Annotated in this window: 14 protein-coding genes; 1 reads left to right on the forward strand and 13 read right to left on the reverse strand. The window is 49.2% G+C overall.

The genetic code is table 11. The features are described from left to right. Window position 1 precedes the first annotated feature (1 nt). Genes B0475_RS14775 through mraZ form a run of 12 tightly spaced genes read right to left on the reverse strand, consistent with a single transcriptional unit; the run spans window position 2 to window position 12503 of the window. The gene (locus B0475_RS14775) at window positions 2-742 is read right to left on the reverse strand and encodes a cell division protein FtsQ/DivIB (protein WP_077412658.1); all 741 of its coding nucleotides are present in this window, start codon (window positions 740-742) and stop codon (window positions 2-4) included. After that, window positions 735-1637: a D-alanine--D-alanine ligase family protein gene (locus B0475_RS14780; RefSeq protein ID WP_077412659.1), complete on the reverse strand. Its 903-nt coding sequence runs from the start codon at window positions 1635-1637 to the stop codon at window positions 735-737. The genes B0475_RS14775 and B0475_RS14780 overlap by 8 nt, the downstream gene beginning before the upstream one ends. Continuing rightward, window positions 1630-3054: a UDP-N-acetylmuramate--L-alanine ligase gene (gene murC / locus B0475_RS14785; RefSeq protein WP_077412660.1), complete on the reverse strand. Its 1425-nt coding sequence runs from the start codon at window positions 3052-3054 to the stop codon at window positions 1630-1632. Before murC ends, B0475_RS14780 begins: the two co-directional genes overlap by 8 nt. After that, entirely contained in the window at window positions 3051-4097 is a 1047-nt protein-coding gene (gene murG, locus B0475_RS14790) for an undecaprenyldiphospho-muramoylpentapeptide beta-N-acetylglucosaminyltransferase (RefSeq protein WP_077412661.1), read from the reverse strand. Before murG ends, murC begins: the two co-directional genes overlap by 4 nt. Then, complete coding sequence (gene ftsW, locus B0475_RS14795; RefSeq protein ID WP_077412662.1) at window positions 4094-5269, reverse strand: putative lipid II flippase FtsW; 1176 nt, start codon at window positions 5267-5269, stop codon at window positions 4094-4096. The genes murG and ftsW overlap by 4 nt, the downstream gene beginning before the upstream one ends. 2 nt (window positions 5270-5271) lie before the next feature. Further along, window positions 5272-6354, reverse strand: a complete 1083-nt coding sequence (gene mraY / locus B0475_RS14800; RefSeq protein ID WP_077412663.1) for a phospho-N-acetylmuramoyl-pentapeptide-transferase — start codon at window positions 6352-6354, stop codon at window positions 5272-5274. After that, window positions 6351-7688, reverse strand: coding sequence for a UDP-N-acetylmuramoyl-tripeptide--D-alanyl-D-alanine ligase (locus B0475_RS14805; protein WP_077412664.1), 1338 nt, complete (start codon window positions 7686-7688; stop codon window positions 6351-6353). Before B0475_RS14805 ends, mraY begins: the two co-directional genes overlap by 4 nt. After that, the gene (locus tag B0475_RS14810) at window positions 7685-9169 is read right to left on the reverse strand and encodes a UDP-N-acetylmuramoyl-L-alanyl-D-glutamate--2,6-diaminopimelate ligase (RefSeq protein WP_157892996.1); all 1485 of its coding nucleotides are present in this window, start codon (window positions 9167-9169) and stop codon (window positions 7685-7687) included. The genes B0475_RS14805 and B0475_RS14810 overlap by 4 nt, the downstream gene beginning before the upstream one ends. After that, entirely contained in the window at window positions 9159-10877 is a 1719-nt protein-coding gene (locus B0475_RS14815) for a peptidoglycan D,D-transpeptidase FtsI family protein (RefSeq protein WP_077412666.1), read from the reverse strand. Before B0475_RS14815 ends, B0475_RS14810 begins: the two co-directional genes overlap by 11 nt. Further along, window positions 10874-11143: a cell division protein FtsL gene (gene ftsL / locus B0475_RS14820; protein WP_077412667.1), complete on the reverse strand. Its 270-nt coding sequence runs from the start codon at window positions 11141-11143 to the stop codon at window positions 10874-10876. Before ftsL ends, B0475_RS14815 begins: the two co-directional genes overlap by 4 nt. Beyond that, complete coding sequence (gene rsmH, locus B0475_RS14825) at window positions 11140-12054, reverse strand: 16S rRNA (cytosine(1402)-N(4))-methyltransferase RsmH (protein ID WP_077412668.1); 915 nt, start codon at window positions 12052-12054, stop codon at window positions 11140-11142. Before rsmH ends, ftsL begins: the two co-directional genes overlap by 4 nt. Further along, window positions 12054-12503 carry a division/cell wall cluster transcriptional repressor MraZ gene (gene mraZ / locus B0475_RS14830; RefSeq protein WP_077412669.1) on the reverse strand — a complete coding sequence of 150 codons (450 nt, stop codon included), beginning with the start codon at window positions 12501-12503 and terminating at the stop codon, window positions 12054-12056. Before mraZ ends, rsmH begins: the two co-directional genes overlap by 1 nt. A gap of 351 nt (window positions 12504-12854) precedes the next feature. Here mraZ and B0475_RS14835 point away from each other — a divergent pair, with 351 nt between their 5' ends. Further along, window positions 12855-14726, forward strand: coding sequence for a tetratricopeptide repeat-containing diguanylate cyclase (locus B0475_RS14835; protein WP_077412670.1), 1872 nt, complete (start codon window positions 12855-12857; stop codon window positions 14724-14726). 13 nt (window positions 14727-14739) lie between these two features. Here the strand turns inward: B0475_RS14835 and B0475_RS14840 are convergent, their stop codons facing one another. After that, window positions 14740-16965 carry an NADP-dependent isocitrate dehydrogenase gene (locus B0475_RS14840; protein WP_077412671.1) on the reverse strand — a complete coding sequence of 742 codons (2226 nt, stop codon included), beginning with the start codon at window positions 16963-16965 and terminating at the stop codon, window positions 14740-14742. Window positions 16966-17103: the final 138 nt, after the last annotated feature.

Below are 17103 nucleotides of genomic sequence, written 5' to 3' on the forward strand. Positions count from 1 at the left end.
GTTATCCCATTTCGTTGTGTGCAAATGACAGCAACTGTTCTGTCAGTTCATTATTTTCACGCCAGCGAACCACATATCCATTGCTGTAACGCAGATCCACTAACTCCGGCAATCGATCTGATGCAGCCAGTAATTCTTCCCATGTTTCTGCGAGCCGAAGTATTCTTGCTTCATGTTTCTCTGAACCGAGGATGACTTGTAATCCATTCCGCAAAATCAATTCCCAGGCACCACGCTCATTAACCCTAGCCTGGCTGATTTCAAAACCCACCGGCTGCAACAACTGGTTAAAGCGATTGAAACTCTCCAACGTGGCTTTTGAATCTTCGTCATTGCCAAATAATTTGGGCAACGCTTTGAGTTGACTGACTGCATCCACTTTAAAAACCTGGCCGGATTGATTCAGCAATTCATTGTCATTCCAGATGGCCACTGCCTGGTGTTCCTTGAGGGTTATCCTCAAGGTGTCAGGCCATTGTTTAACCACATGGGCATAACGCACCCATGGCATCGATTCGATGTTACTCTTGACTTGTTCAGCATTGAGTCTGAAAAAAGACCGTTCCGGTGTTTTCGCAACCATTAAGCGCAGTTGTTCCGGGGTGATTCGCTTGTATTCAGCAGCCACCTCAAGCTGTGTAACCCGCCAGCGATCTGACTGTATCAGGCCACTCATCATGGCCACCACCAGCAGTAAAACCAGCAAGCTGATGATGATGGTTAACTGGAGCGTCTTATTCATCGGTCATGACCCCACTGGTCTGCAGTATTTCTGCCACCAGTTGATTAAATGACCATCCATGTTGACTCGCTGCTTTAGGCAGCAGGCTGGTGGTGGTCATGCCTGGCGTGGTATTGACTTCCAAGAACCACCGGTTGCCTTCATCATCGACGATGAAATCAACCCGCCCCCAACGACTGATCTGCAATACGTCAAACGCCTTGCTGGCATCAGCCTTCAGGCCTTTTTGAATTTCTTCTGACAACCTTGCCGGGCAATGATAACGGGTCGACTGGCTGTGGTACTTGGCCTGGTAATCATACAAACCTTCTGCTGGCTCAATTTCAACCACAGGCAATACCTGGCCATTCACGATGCCTACAGTACACTCCATTCCACGGACAAAAGTTTCCACCAGAATTTGTTTGGTTTGCTCAAGGCCGGACCTGACCGCCAATCTGAGCTGTTGTTCATCATCGGCTTTGTACAAGCCAACACTGGACCCTTCACAAGCTGGTTTAACAATCCAACTGGCAGCCTGGGTTACGATCAACTCATCTTCATGTTCCAGCAACTGGCTTTCCGGGGTTTTAATGCCTGCCTGAGCAACCAGGATTTTGGCTTTGTCTTTGTGCCAACTCAGGCACGCACCCATGTAGTCACAACTGGTTGAGAGATAACCTTCCATATTCAACCAGGCAGCCAGCTGACCATCTTCACCATCTGCACCATGAAGAATGTTAAAGACCACGTCAACCTGCTGTTTATCCAACTGCTTCAATGCCGTTGTGTCATTAACCTCAGTGACCTGATGTCCCAGAGCACTCAACGCCGCTTTTACAGCCGCCCCTGAGTTCAGAGACACTTTCCTTTCTGCTCCGTTACCGCCCATCAGCAAGGCCACTCGTTTATTCATCGTCACGCCCCCCACCCGTCATTTCCTGAATCAGTGCGCCAATACTGCCAGCACCCACCATCAACACCACATCATCATTTTGAACCACGTGACTGAGCGCATCAGGAATACCCTGCAAATCATGCACAAACACCGGATCAAGTTTGCCCCGGTTTCGCACACTGCGACAAAGGTCATTGGCAGTGGCTCCTGATATGATGGCTTCACCTGCCGGATAAACTTCATTAACCACCAGCACATCAGCCTGATTCAACACATCAGCAAAATCGTCAAACAAATCTCTGGTTCTGGAATACCGGTGTGGCTGGAACACGAGTACCAGGCGATGAGCAGGCCAACCTTCGCGACACGCCCTGATGGCCGCATGCAATTCTGTTGGGTGATGAGCATAATCATCTATCAGGGTCACTTGCTGTCCGCCCAGTGAGTGGTCAGGATAGATATTGAATCGTCTGCCAACACCATTGAAATTCAGCAATGCCTGCTTCATGTCATCGGCTTTGACATCCAGTTCGATACCAATGGCAATGGCAGCCAGTGCATTAAGCACATTGTGTTCACCAGGCAGATTAAGCTGCACATCCTGCAACATGATTGCACCTTCCATTTCCACATCAAAAAACATGTGTTGCTGCTGCTGAGTCACATTCACCGCCCTGATCTGAGCCCGTTCACTGATACCATAAGTGATTTGGTGACGTGAAATATTTTGCGACAGTTGATAGACATGATCATCATCCACACACAACACCGTTACTCCATAAAAAGGCACCCGGTGCAAAAATGTTGCAAATGATTGCTTCAGCTGATCAAGGTCATTGTCAAAGGTCTCCATGTGGTCTTCATCAATGTTGGTAACCACCGCCACCACCGGCTGTAACAATTGAAATGATCCATCCGATTCATCGGCCTCGGCCACCAGGTATTCGCTGGTACCCAAGCCGGCATTGGTGCCTGATGCATTCAACAGGCCGCCAATAACAAACGTCGGATCCAATCCCGCCTCAGCAAGAACACTTGCCACCAAACTGGTGGTTGTGGTTTTACCATGTGTTCCAGCCACTGCTATTCCCACTTTGAACCGCATCAGTTCAGCCAGCATTTCAGCCCGGGTCAATACCGGCAGCTGGTTAGCTCTGGCTGCTTGTAATTCGGGGTTTTCCGGTCGTATGGCCGATGAATAAACCACCACATCTGCCTCTCCAATCAAAGCTTCATCATGACCGATGTGGACACGAATACCCATCCGGATCAATCTGGCGGTTACTTTGCTGGCATGCATATCAGAACCACTGACGGCAAAATCCAGATTGTGCAACACTTCAGCAATACCTGACATGCCCGATCCACCCACGCCAATCAGATGTATGCGGCGCATGCGGCTGGCAAATTTATGTTCTGGATTAAGGTATGTCATGCCACCACCTGCTCAATCAGGTCAGCCATTTTTTCTGCCACACTTGATTTGCGGGCTGACATCAGTGCTTCGTGCATTTTCAGTCTGCAATCCAGGTCCATCAATTGTCTGAACTGATTAATCAACACCTCTTCAGGCTGACTTTCCTGCCAGATCATGGCCATTTCTTTATTCACCAATGACAGGGCGTTGTGGGTTTGATGATCATCAACAGCATGCGGATAGGGGACAAAAATGCTGGGTATGCCTACGGCACTGATTTCTGCAATGGTCAATGCACCGGCGCGGCAGATACAAATATCCGCCCATTGATACACCGCTGCCATATTCTGAATGAACTCCTGAATATCGACATCAGGCGCCAAATCACCATAAGCTGCTTCGGTCATGCGAAACTTGTTTCTGCCACACTGATGCTTAACTTTGATGGCTCCTGAGGTAATCCACTCACTCAAAACTTCTGGCAGCCTGGTGTTCAATGCCTGTGCTCCCAATGAACCACCCAAAACCAAAACGTTCACTGGAGAAACCCGATTGTGCTGCTTAACAATATGGGCTATGCTGTCCCTTACTGGATTTCCAACCCATCTGGACTGGTGATCACCATTCAGGTCGAACCCAGTCATCACCAGATCTGCCCGTTTAGCCAGGTTGCGATTGGTCATGCCAAACACACTGTTCTGCTCATGGACAATCAGCTTGGTGGCACACAACGCAGTGGCAAAACCACCCGGAGCAGCCACATAGCCACCCATACTCACTGCTGCATCTATGTTATTTTGTTTAAAAAATTTACGCGCCTGAAAAATGCCTTTCAACAACCTGAATGGCATCATCAACATGCCTCTCACCCCTTTTCCCCTGAGTGGTTTGATCGGCAATAGGGTCAACCTTATTCCATACTGTCTGACAATGCGCTCTTCCATGCCGCCCTGAGCACCAAGCCAGTAAACCTCATGGCCTTTTTTCTGCAAGGCTTTGGCCACTGCGATGCCTGGAAAAATGTGACCACCTGTGCCACCAGCCATTATTGCTACTTTCATGCCTGCACCTCCTGATGACCACTGCGGTAATTCAATTTACGATTCTCAAATGATGTTCTGAAGACCAATCCAATGGCCACAATATTTATCATGATGGCACTACCACCGGATGAAATAAAAGGCAACGTCAGTCCTTTGGTCGGCAACAGCCCCAGATTCACACCCATACTCAGGAAAGCCTGCAAGGCCAGCCAAACAGCTATTCCGGTACACATAAAGCCTGCAAAATCATTGCCATTATCAAAGGCATTCCTGGCCACTTTAAAAATCCGGTAGATGAGCACCACAAACAAGCCAATCATCAGCAGCACACCCAAAAAGCCCATTTCTTCGGCATATACGGCAAAAATAAAATCTGTGTGAGCCTCCGGGAGGTAAAACAACTTCTGCACACTGGATCCTATGCCCACCCCGGAAATTTCACCCCGTCCAATGGCAATCAATGCCTGAACCAACTGAAATCCGGCATTGTAAGGATCCTGCCAGGGGTCAACAAAGTTAACCAATCGCTTGACCCGATAGGGTTCTGCCCAGGCAATCACTGCCATGGCTGAACCAGCCAATAAACTGATGACAGTCAAATCACGATACCTGGCGCCAGCGATGTAAATCATGACCAGGGTAATGATCATCAACAGTGCCGCCGATCCAAAATCTGGTTGGATCAACAATAAAACAGCTATCACCACAACCATCAGTAAAGGCTTCAAAACCCCCAGCATAGAGTGCTGAATACTTTTCTTGTGCTTGACCACATAAGTGGCCAGTGACACAATCAATGCCAGCTTCACTGCCTCGACCACCTGGAATCTGGAGATACCCAGATTAATCCACCGTTTGGCTCCGTTGACTTCAACACCGATCCCGGGGATCAACACCAGCACCAAGGACAATATACCCAAGATCAATGCCGGCCTGGACAGCCGGTTGATCCAGTCTGTTGAGATGTTCATAATGGCTACAGCAACCAATCCGCCCAACACAATGAACAGCACATGTCTTTTAAAGTAATAAAAGGAGTCATTCACGGTGTTTTCAGCCACCGCTATTGAAGATGAAGCAACCATCACTGCACCGATTGCCAGCAATGCACAAAAGGCAGCCATCAGCCAGCCGTCCACCCCCACGGCGTACCAGCTGACTTTGATTGTTTTGGCTGACTTTTTACCCATTTTTATCTGATCTTTAATGTGGCCAGACCAATCAACACCAAGATGATGGAAATGATCCAGAACCGAACGATGACTTTGGGCTCAGCCCAACCTTTCAATTCAAAATGATGATGAATAGGAGCCATTCTGAATATTCGTTTACCAGTCATTTTGTATGATGCAACCTGCAAAATAACTGACACTGTCTCCATGACAAAAACACCTCCCATGATGAAAAACACAAATTCCTGTCTGGTAATGAACGCCACCAATCCCAATGCAGCACCCAACGCCAATGCACCAACATCGCCCATAAAGACCTGAGCCGGATAAGTGTTAAACCACAAAAACCCAAGGCCAGATCCCGCAATTGCCGCACAAAAAATCACCATTTCGCCGGTACCAGGAATGAATGGCAGCAACAAATAATCTGAAATCACAGCATTACCTGAAACATATGCAAACACACCCAGAGCAGTACCCACCAAAACCGTTGGCATGATGGCCAGACCATCCAAGCCATCGGTTAAATTAACGGCATTACTGGAACCCACGATCACGAAATAACCCAATGGAATGGCCAAAACACCCAATGCCCAGTTGTAATTACTGATGGCAGGAATGACCAACTGTGTCGAAATACTCTCATGACCATAGAAATAAAGGTAAAGCACCGCAATGATTGCCACCAACGACTGGAAGGTGTATTTCCATTTAGCCGCCAAACCGGCAGAGCTCTTTAAATGAATTTTTTTGTAATCATCAACCCAGCCAATCACCCCAAAACCAAACAACACAAACAGGCACAGCCAGACATACTGGTTATTCAGATCTGCCCACAACAACGTACTCATGATAATGATCGCCAGTATCATGGCACCGCCCATCGTCGGGGTGCCTTGTTTGCTCAGGTGTGACTCAGGACCCAGAGATCTGACTTGCTGACCAATTTGCTTGATTTGCAATGTTTTGATGAACCATGGACCCAACACCAAAGACAACAACAAGGCCGTCAGTGCAGCCATGATGGCCCGAAACGTCAGGTAACTGAACAAGTTCAGTCCGGAAAACTGCTCACTGAATTGTGAGGCCAACCAATAAATCATTGCTTTGCTCCTGACGTCAAATACTCTACCACCTGTTCGAGGTGCATGCTTCTGGATCCTTTCACCAGGACCGTGCCTTCAGCGAGGTGTTTTGTGGACAAATGTTCAAGCAAATCACTGACTGCGTTGAATGGATGACAAAGCTGACCATAACCCTGACAAACCTGAGGCGCATATTGGCCGACTGCCAGCACCTGACTGATGCATTGTTGTCCGGCATATAAGCCCACCTGACGGTGCCATTCGCCAGCTGATTCACCCAACTCGGCCATGTCTCCAACCACCAGGGTTGTGGGACCTTTTTGCGCACTGAGCACATCAATAGCGGCTTTGAGTGACGCAGGATTGGCGTTGTAACTGTCATCTATCACCGTCAACTTTTCTGTCAGCTTAAAGCGGTTTAACCGCCCCTTCTCCGGGATAAATTGCTGCAATCCACTGATGATCTCCGGCTCTGACAAACCCAATTCTCTGGCCATGGCAAACACCGTACAGGCATTGATGAAATTATGTTTACCCAATACCGGTAACTCAACTGGCGTTCGCAGTGAATCACCATACCTGATGTCAAACCCACCAGCTGATTCCAGCAACCGATAGTCAGCAGTTTCGGACTCTCCAAAAGTCACAACCCTTGCCTGTGTAGATTGGCGCCACATGTCTGCGTATGAACTGTCAACATTGATGATGGCCACGCCTGTGCTGCTTAAAGCCTGAAAAATTTCACCTTTGCCGGATGCGATGTTTTGCTCACTGCCAAAACGTCCGAGATGTGCCTGACTGACATTGGTAATGACTGTCATGTCAGGGTTGGCCATCTCTGCCAGCAATCGAATGTCTCCCAACTTTGCTGCACCCATTTCAATCACAGCAAATTCATCGGTGTTACTGACTTCCAGCAAACTCAAAGGGACTCCGATTTCGTTGTTGTAGTTGCCTGCAGTGGCACTGCACTGATGCCGTTGAGCCAGAACACTGTACAGCATGTTTTTGACTGTTGTTTTGCCATTGGAACCGGTGATTCCAATCACTTTTGCGGGAACCTGTCGGATCCATGCAAAGGCCAGTGCCTGCAAAGCAACCAAGGTGTCCTCGCAAATGACCTGCGGCACATCAACTTCAACCGGGCGAGCCACCAGGACGGCCGCCGCACCCTTGGCCACCGCTTGCTGACACCAGTCATGGCCATCCACACGCTCTCCGGGCAAGGCCACAAATAAACGACCAGCACAATCGGCTCTCGAATCCATAACCACGCCGCGAATACGGGCTTCTTTGCCGACCATGCTACCACCGACAATGGCTGAAATCTGATGCACATTCATTTGTATCATGCAGCCACCCCTATCAGCTTCTTCACCACTTCCATGTCATTAAAGTGATGCAATTCACCCGCTATTTCCTGGGATGACTCATGCCCTTTGCCAGCCACCAACACCATGTCTCCTGGCTGGCTTTTATCAATGACATATGCGATTGCCTGTTGTCGGTTGGCGATCACATGAGGCTTGGTTTGCATGCCAAACTCAATGTCAGCCAGAATTTGAGCCGAAGACTCAAAACGCGGATTGTCATCAGTCAATATCACATGATCGGCATATTGCTCAGCAATCGCGCCCATCATTGGTCGTTTACCTTTGTCACGATTTCCACCACAGCCAAAAACACACCACAACTCATTGTCAACGTGCTTCCTCAATGCTTTTAACACTTGCTCCAGGGCATCTGGAGTATGGGCATAATCGATAACCAGTGTTGACTCATTGGCTTTGATGTCAATGCGATTCATTCTGCCAGGGACGGGTGACAATTCAGTCACCACTTCAAGGATCTGCTCCATGGCAAACCCTTTGCTCTGCAGCACAGCCATAACTGCCAACATATTTTCCACATTGAAATCACCCAACAACTGTGTTTTCACTTGATGATTCTGCGCTGCAAGACTCAAGCGGAATGCAATGCCTTCTGCATTGAGACTGATTTCACCGGCCTGCCAATCTGCTGGCTTATGCATACCATAGCTGATGACTTTTTCGGCATCCAGCGAATCCATCCATCGGGCACCCCATTCATCATCGGCATTCATCACCAAATAACGGGCACCAAAATCAGTAAACAGCCTTAACTTTGCCGCAGCATATGCTTTCATGGTGCGGTGATAATCCAGATGATCCCGACTGAGGTTGGTGAACACCGCATGTTCAATTTGGGTGCCAACAAACCGGTGTTGATCCAGGGCATGTGACGAAACTTCAATACACACATGACTGATGCCTTGCTCAACCATCAACGCCAGGTACCGTTGCACATCAATGGCTGATGGCGTGGTGTTGGCTAATGCAGACAGTTCATTGACATCACCCACCCCCAGAGTGCCCATATAGCCGGCTTTGATACCCAGTTGTTCCAGAGCATGCATCAACAGCCATGCTGTTGACGTCTTACCATTGGTGCCGGTGATCGCAGTCACGCTCATCTTTTCACTTGGCCGACCAAAAAAATTGCTGGCCAGATGGCCTAACCGAGCACCCAGATCCGCACACTCAAAGACCGGTATAGTCAGTGGCTTTTGCCGACCTGCTTTTTTCGCCCTGCCTGATTTCACCGGCTCTGTGATCACTGCCACAGCACCAGCCCGCTCAGCCTGATAGGCATAATCCATCCCATGCACATTGAATCCTGACATGGCGATGAACACATCTCCAGCCTGAATGGTTCTGGTGTCCATAGACAAACCACTGACCTGCAGGTTTTCATCACTTGCCGGCAGCTTCAACCAGCCAAGTACCTGATTCAAATGACACTCAACCATCATTGACTCCTGCATCCTGCACACTGGTATCCACCAGGGTTCTGTTCAATTGATCGGCCGGCACATTCAATAACCGCAAACCGGTTTTCATGATTTCACTGAACACCGGTGCAGCGACCAGGCCTCCATAATAGTCTTCACCACGGGGATTGTTGACACTTACAGCCACTACCAACCGCGGTGAATTAACCGGTGAAAAACCCACGAATGAAGAAATGTAGTTGTCTGAATAACCACCATTTTCAGCAATTCTGGCTGTCCCTGTTTTACCAGCCACACTGTAATTAGGGATAAACGCTTTATGGCCTTCCGTATCATTTACCACATGCGACAACATGTCGGTCAACTGACTGGCAATCATGGGGTCAATGATGGCTTTGTCCTCATTGACATTGCCCTTGATGAAGGTGGGCGAGCGGTAACGCCCCTGATTGGCAAATGTGCCATAGGCCGCCGCCAACTGCAAGGTGGTGACTGACAGGTTATATCCACGCGATAAAGCAGCATGGTCAGCAGTACGCCAGCGGCTGTGGTGTGGCAGGTAACCGGTAGACTCGCCCATAAAACCACTGCCAGATGATTGTCCGAATCCAAAACGATGGTATACATCCCACAAATGCTCTTTACCCAGACCAAGCACCAATTTAGCCACCCCAATGTTACTTGACTTCACCAGGATATCAACCAAGCTTAATTCGCCATAATCTCTGAAGTCATGAATCACGAAACCATCCACTTCATATTCACCCGGAGATGTATTCACCACTGATTGTGGCGTATATTCGGCACTTTCCAGCGCAGCCACCACTGCAAACGGCTTCATCACTGATCCCGGCTCATAGATATCTGTGACAGAGCGGTTTCGCAGGCCGTCATTGGTTTCTTTGTTGCCATTGGGATTAAACGATGGCTGATTAACCATTGCCAGGATTTCTCCGGTCTTCACATCCAGCACCACCGCAGAACCCGACGTGGCCTGGTGTTGATACACGGCTTTTTTCAACTCAACATAAGCCGCATACTGCAACCTGCGATCTATACTTAGATGCAGGTCTTTACCGGGCTTGGCAGCTTCCAACTCATCAACATCAATGTCAGCGACCACTTGACCAAGCAAGTCCTTGACCACCGTTTTCTTACCTGATGTACCGGTTAACCAATTGTCATATGTTCGCTCAAGTCCTTCCTGACCAACGTCGTCAACATCAGTAAAGCCCACCACATTGGCCAAAATTTCTCCGGCCGGATAGTAACGCTTGAATTCAGTGCGAAACACCACTCCTTCCATGTTCAACGCCTGCACAGATTCTGCCAGCATGGGTGTGATTCGACGCTTGATGTACAGAAACTTTTTATCTTTTCTCGAGGTGATGATTTGTTTGAGCTCATCGGCATCCAGATCCAAGACTTCTGCCAGCTGCTCCACCTTACTGAACTGATCCAGCAATTGACCAGGCACAATGCCCACAGAAACCATCGCCGTACTGAGGGCCAATGGCTCACCATTGCGGTCATAAATAGACCCCCTGGAAACCGGGATTTCAACTTCTCTGACATGGCGCTTTTCACCCTGACTCTGATAGAACTCTGCACCGCGAACCTGAATAGAAAAGGCGCGCACCACCACAACCACAAAACAACACAGCAAAAAAGCCATGACAATGGCTATTCGCAAACTGATGTTGACTGGTTTGTGCTGAGATTTTCTCATCGTGTTATGACCATAATCTGTTCTTCTTCTGGCAACTTCATGTCCAGTTGCTCTCTGGCCACCTGCTCAATCCGGTTGTTGGCAACCAGTGTGGAGCGTTCAATTTGTAATCGCGCCCATTCTGCATTGATGTCCAGTTTTTGTTTCTCTATTTTTTGGGTGGCGGCAAACAACTTGCGGGTTTCATTCTGAAAATAGACGTAATCCACCAACAACCACACCAGCAGCAGCACCAACAACGCCGTTGTACCATGCTGTACACTCATCTTTTTTCCGCCACCCGCATGATGGCACTGCGTGCCCTGATGTTGTCATCATGGTCTGCCGCTTTGACAGGTTTACCCAACAACTTCAGTTTTGGCTTGGGCGCATCTGCGGGAATCACCGGCATTCTGCGATCCACTTTAGGGGGTTGCGACATGGACCTGAAAAACCGCTTCACCAGCCGATCTTCGAGCGAATGGAAGCTGATCACCACCATCCTGCCGCCTGTCTCCAGCAGATCAAGCGCCTTAGGCAGCATGCGTTCAATCTGCCCCAACTCATCATTGATGTGAATTCTGATGGCCTGAAAAACCCGGGTGGCAGGATGTTTCTTGTCACGCCGATTCACTGCACTGACCACTTCCACCAAATCAAATGTGGTTTCCAAAGGTTGCTCAACCCTTCGTTCAGCAATCTTACGGGCAATCCTGGTGGCGTTTTTTTCTTCTCCATAACGCCAGAACACCCGCTTCATGTCATCCACTTCTGCAGTGTTCAGCCATTCTGCAGCGGTCATGCCACCGCCATTGTTCATGCGCATATCTAACGGGCCGTCCTGCTGGAAACTGAACCCCCGTTTGGCCTGGTCAATCTGTGGCGAGGACACGCCGAAGTCAAACAACAAACCATCAAACCGCTCACCGGTTGCCACCAAACGTTCAATCTGCTCCTCAAAGCCTCCAGCCAAGACAAGCAATCGGCCATCCGCCTGCGCCAATTCATTGGCCACCGCAATGGCTTCGGGGTCGCAATCAATCGCCACCAGCCGGCCAGTCGGTGATAAAACAGAGAGAATCAGACGACTGTGACCTCCCCGCCCAAAGGTACCATCCAGGTATCGGCCATCAGGCTTCACAGAGAGGGCCTCCACTGCCTGATTGAGTAGAACTGATTGATGCTGCTGACTGTCCATCACAACACCAATGACTTCATGGCATCGGAGACTTCTCCGTTCATGGCAGGAACCTGATGCCTGGTCTTTTGCAAAGCATCTTCATTCCAGATTTCAAACTTACCACCCAAACCCAGCATCACCACCCGCTTCTCCATCGAGGCAACCTGACGCAGGGTGATGGGTAACAAAATCCTCGACCCCTTGTCTGGCGTTACGTGAAAAGCACTACCAACCAGACGCCTTTGCAAGGCCCGATGCATGGGGTCAAATGTACTCAATGACATCACTGAATCCCGCACCTTCTCCCACTCATGTTCAGGATACAGCCACAGCGAATCATTCTCATAAGCATTGTAGGTCAAAACCAAACGGTTTTCGCAGGCGTCACTGATCGGCTGACGATACATCGAAGGTATCGCCAGTCGGCCCTTAACGTCCAAATTTAATGCGACTTCACCGTAAAACACTACAATTACCCACTAAAATACTACTTTACTCCACAATATTGCACTTTATGACTAATTGCATGACAAGTCAAGACAGAAATCTAAAAATGTGAATAGAATCAATAACTTAACGAATATTTTACATTAATAATGCGCTGTAACTTATTGATTTATATAGAATGTCAATTCCCCATATGGTGCCGATGAAACAACACCAAACACCCTTGATTAATCCCCTGTTTGTGTCCTGAGGTATCCGGGTGGGATTCTGGCCCACAACCACATCCCACCACCGCGAATCAAAGCGATCATCTGGCCTCCCCGGAGCACTTGAGCTACAATAAATGGTTCATTTGTGTTGATGTGTGATGCATGACTTTAATCCGACGACTGTTGTTGCCTCTGATTCTCTTGCTGACAAGCTGCTGGGCCGCCCCCGCTTCCGGACAGGCGTTTGCCGAGGAATTTGAAGCCTGGAACCTCAGAATCAGCTCGGAACCACAAAAGGTACTGGACGAACTCATCAATCACCCGCTGTCAACCACGGATTTAACCTATCAGGCTCAGTACCACTTCTTGCTCAGCAGTGTCTATCTCAACCTGGTTTATCCAGGCAAAGCCCTGGAAGCCGCAGATCAAGGATTGGCCAGACTCAGTGCGCAAGAACCCGGCTGGCTTTATCATCGGCTGTTGTTGGTTAAGTCACAAGCCATGGAACTCTCAGGACAAGCCGCTGAAGCCAGACCCATGGCCGCCCAAGCCCTTTCCTGGGCTGAAAACAATCAGGATGCAGGGCTGCTGATTGATGCATTGATTGGTCTTGGTTATGTGGAAAATACCTTACGGCAATACACTTCGGCACTGAATCACTTCATGCGCGCTTATGAACTGGCACCTCAATACGACGCGGTGATCACCCAGAGTGCGATTGCCGGCAGCATTGCACTGGTGTATGAATACCGCAAGGAATACGCCCTGGCCATTCCTTTTTTCGAAGAAGCTGTAGCGCATCACCGTTCCACCAGCAACCTGTTGGAATTATCCATTGCCCTGTATGGATTAGGCCGTGCCAACAAACACCTGGGTAACGACTCAACTGGCATCAGTCAACTTGAAGAATCACTGCACATTTCCAGGGCCATTGACGATGATCAGGGCGTGGCATATGCGCTCAAAGAATTGGCCCCGGTCTACCAATTGACTGATAAACAAGACCAGGCCCGCAGCATGCTGAATGAGGCAGCCGACCTATTCACCAGAAGTCAGAACCGATACATGCTGTTTGATGTCCACAAGTCATTGGCGCAGCTGAATCTCAACATGAATGACGTGCGCTTGGCCAAAGATGCGTTGCTCAGCGCCAGGGTTCACCTGGATGAACAACGCATGCCCATTCAGGCCATTGCACTGGCCGAACTTGAAGCGCAGTTATTGGCCAAAGAAGGTTTATACCGACAGGCGTTTGAACAACTGATCAAAACAGTCAGTCGTAAACAACAGTTATTGGCAGAACAGAGTACCCGTGAGCTGCACGAACTGAGAACCCGGCATGAATTGCAAAGCAAAGAACAGGAAAACCTTAAACTGGCAGAACAAAACGCCACACAAAAGCTGGAAATCCTCAGTCAACAGCAGCGCAATCAAACGCTGAGCATTTCCGTGGGTGCCGCAGTGGTGATACTGATCTTGCTGAGCATTTTGATTTACCTCACCAAAAAGCAACAACAGGCATTGACACAATTGGCCAACATCGATCAGTTAACCGGTTTACCCAACCGCAATCACATCCTGAAACTGGCCGCTGACTGCCAACAACAACTGGAAGCTCAGCAACGATTGACTTTGTGTATGCTGGATTTGGACCATTTCAAAAGCATCAATGACCAGTTGGGCCATGATGTCGGCGACCAGGTACTCAGCCAGGTAGGCGCAATCTGCAAAACACACATCACTTCACCGCATCAGGCTGGTCGTTTTGGTGGAGAAGAATTCTTGCTGGTATTCGTTGATTTGCCAGCAAGTGAGGTGGAACAAATCCTGAAGGCGCTGCAACAATCAGTGAAACAAGCAGGTCAGACAATCCTGCCAACCAATCATCAGCTGACCTTTTCTGCCGGCATCAGTCACTGCCATCCGGGTGATGACATCAAAAACTGCATCATCAGTGCTGATTTAACCATGTATCAGGCCAAGCAAGCTGGCCGGGATCGCGTTTGCCAGGCAAAACCCGACCCCACCAACTGACTGCATTAAACCATCAGGCCAGACCCGCAATGATGTCATTGAAAGTTTGACTGGGACGCATCGCTGAAGATGCCAGGGCATTGTCGGGCATGTAGTAACCACCGATATTGACAGCCGCCCCCTGTGCATCAAGCAATTCCTGCAAGATGATGTCCTGCTGTGCCTCAAGCGCCGCTGCCACTGTGGAGAATTTGGCTTTCAGCCCTGCATCATCATCCTGAGCAGCCAATGCCTGAGCCCAGTATTTGGTCAGATAAAACTGAGAGCCACGGTTATCCAGTTCATTGACCTTTCTTGAAGGCGAACGGTTTTCACTGAGGTATAACTCATTGGCCTGATCAAGGGCTTTGGCCATCACCCTGGCCTGCGCGTTGTTGGTTTTTTCAGCCAGGTCTTCCAGTGACACCGCCAAAGCAAGAAACTCACCCAGCGAATCCCAGCGCAAATGCCCCTCCTCGACAAACTGCTGAACATGCTTGGGAGCCGACCCACCGGCGCCTGTCTCAAACAACCCGCCACCAGCCAGCAGTGGCACAATAGATAACATCTTGGCACTGGTACCCAATTCCAGAATCGGAAATAAATCTGTCAGGTAATCACGCAATACGTTGCCTGTTACTGATATGGTGTCCAAGCCCGCACTGACCCGCTCACAGGTATATCGCATGGCTTTGCGTGGGTTCATGATTTTAATTTCCAGACCTTCTGTGTCGTGGTCCTGCAAATATGTATTGACTTTCTCAATCAAATTACGGTCATGAGCCCGCTCTTCATCCAACCAGAATATCGCAGCAGAACCGGTATTGCGGGCCCTGGTCACAGCCAGTTTCACCCAATCTCTGATAGGCAGATCTTTGGTTTGGCAGGCCCTCCAAATGTCGCCAGCACTCACATCGTGTTGCATCAATATTTCACCGCTCGAATTAACCACCCGCATCATGCCAGCAGCAGCCACCTCAAAGGTTTTGTCATGCGAGCCATATTCTTCGGCTTTTTGCGCCATCAACCCCACATTACAGACATTACCCATGGTGGTGACATCAAAAGCACCATGCTCTTGACAGTATGCAATGATTTCCTGATAAATGCCCGCATAACTCCGATCCGGAATGACCGCCAGGGTATCCTGCAAGCGGCCGTCTGCATTCCACATCTGACCTGAAGACTTAATGGCAGCTGGCATGGAAGCATCAATAATGACATTATTCGGCACGTGTAAATTGGTGATTCCTTTATCAGAATCAACCATGGCCAGTGCCGGTTGTTGTGCATAGCATGCTGCGATGTCTGCTTCAATTTTAGCCTTTTTGGCAGCAGGCAAATCAGCTATTTTGTTATATACATTCCCAATACCGTTATCAACTTCAACACCCAATTCTGCAAACAGTTCAGCGTGCCTGGCAAACACATCCGCATAATAAACTTCCACGGCATGGCCGAACATGATCGGGTCAGATACTTTCATCATGGTGGCTTTCAGGTGCAATGACCACAACAGGTCATCTTTTTTGGCTTGTTTCACAGAGCGTTCAAAAAAGGCCCGCAATGCGGTTTTACTCATGCACGATGAATCCATGACTTCAGCTGCCTGCAAGGCAATGCCTGACTTCATCACAGTTATCTGACCATCGGCATCCACGTGCTCGATGCGAACTTCATCGGCCTGGGGCATCACATAGGATTGCTCACTGCCATAAAAATCATCACCATCCATGTGGGCCACACGGGTTTTCGAGTCTTTGGCAAAGTCACCCAAACGGTGTGGGTTTTTCTGTGCATAGCGCTTCACCGCAGCCGCAACACGGCGGTCAGAATTACCCTCCCTCAACACAGGGTTCACGGCACTGCCCAAAACGGTGGCATATTTATCCTGAATGTCCTGCTCAGCGTCATTCTGCGGCTCTTCAGGGTAGTCTGGAATCGCGTAACCATGATCCTGTAATTCTTTGATGGCAGCATTCAGCTGAGGAATGGACGCTGAAATATTAGGCAGTTTGATGATATTGGCTTCCGGGGTTTTGGCCAAGGCCCCCAGTTCACTCAGGGCATCACCGACCTGCTGATCAACCGGCAGTTGATCGGCAAATTGAGCCAGAATGCGACTGGCCAGTGAAATGTCTTTGGTTTCCACTTCGACACCGGCATTGGCGGCAAAGTGGTTAACCACAGGTAAAAAAGCATGGGTGGCCAGGGCCGGTGCTTCATCGGTGATGGTGTAGATAAGTGTATGTTTTGTCATGTCCGCTCCAGTTAGTCAGGCCCTGGTCTGAATCCAGACCACCGGACCATAAAATCAGGCGCGAATTATAGCAAAAAATAGCCCTCGGCTGTAACCTCATAAACCAATTGCCGGACACTTCCTTTGTAGAACACACAA

It is taken from the genome of Marinicella sediminis, from assembly GCF_002000055.1.
In the GTDB taxonomy this organism is placed as follows: domain Bacteria; phylum Pseudomonadota; class Gammaproteobacteria; order Xanthomonadales; family Marinicellaceae; genus Marinicella; species Marinicella sediminis.

Excerpts from the sequence above, each read along its gene's own strand:
- B0475_RS14775 (WP_077412658.1), bottom strand. The coding sequence starts at position 742 with ATGAATAAGACGCTCCAGTTAACCATCATCATCAGCTTGCTGGTTTTA.
- B0475_RS14780 (WP_077412659.1), bottom strand. The coding sequence starts at position 1,637 with ATGAATAAACGAGTGGCCTTGCTGATGGGCGGTAACGGAGCAGAAAGG.
- murC (WP_077412660.1), bottom strand. The coding sequence starts at position 3,054 with ATGACATACCTTAATCCAGAACATAAATTTGCCAGCCGCATGCGCCGC.
- murG (WP_077412661.1), bottom strand. The coding sequence starts at position 4,097 with ATGAAAGTAGCAATAATGGCTGGTGGCACAGGTGGTCACATTTTTCCA.
- ftsW (WP_077412662.1), bottom strand. The coding sequence starts at position 5,269 with ATGGGTAAAAAGTCAGCCAAAACAATCAAAGTCAGCTGGTACGCCGTG.
- mraY (WP_077412663.1), bottom strand. The coding sequence starts at position 6,354 with ATGATTTATTGGTTGGCCTCACAATTCAGTGAGCAGTTTTCCGGACTG.
- B0475_RS14805 (WP_077412664.1), bottom strand. The coding sequence starts at position 7,688 with ATGATACAAATGAATGTGCATCAGATTTCAGCCATTGTCGGTGGTAGC.
- B0475_RS14810 (WP_157892996.1), bottom strand. The coding sequence starts at position 9,169 with ATGATGGTTGAGTGTCATTTGAATCAGGTACTTGGCTGGTTGAAGCTG.
- B0475_RS14815 (WP_077412666.1), bottom strand. The coding sequence starts at position 10,877 with ATGAGAAAATCTCAGCACAAACCAGTCAACATCAGTTTGCGAATAGCC.
- ftsL (WP_077412667.1), bottom strand. The coding sequence starts at position 11,143 with ATGAGTGTACAGCATGGTACAACGGCGTTGTTGGTGCTGCTGCTGGTG.
- rsmH (WP_077412668.1), bottom strand. The coding sequence starts at position 12,054 with ATGGACAGTCAGCAGCATCAATCAGTTCTACTCAATCAGGCAGTGGAG.
- B0475_RS14835 (WP_077412670.1), top strand. The coding sequence starts at position 12,855 with ATGACTTTAATCCGACGACTGTTGTTGCCTCTGATTCTCTTGCTGACA.
- B0475_RS14840 (WP_077412671.1), bottom strand. The coding sequence starts at position 16,965 with ATGACAAAACATACACTTATCTACACCATCACCGATGAAGCACCGGCC.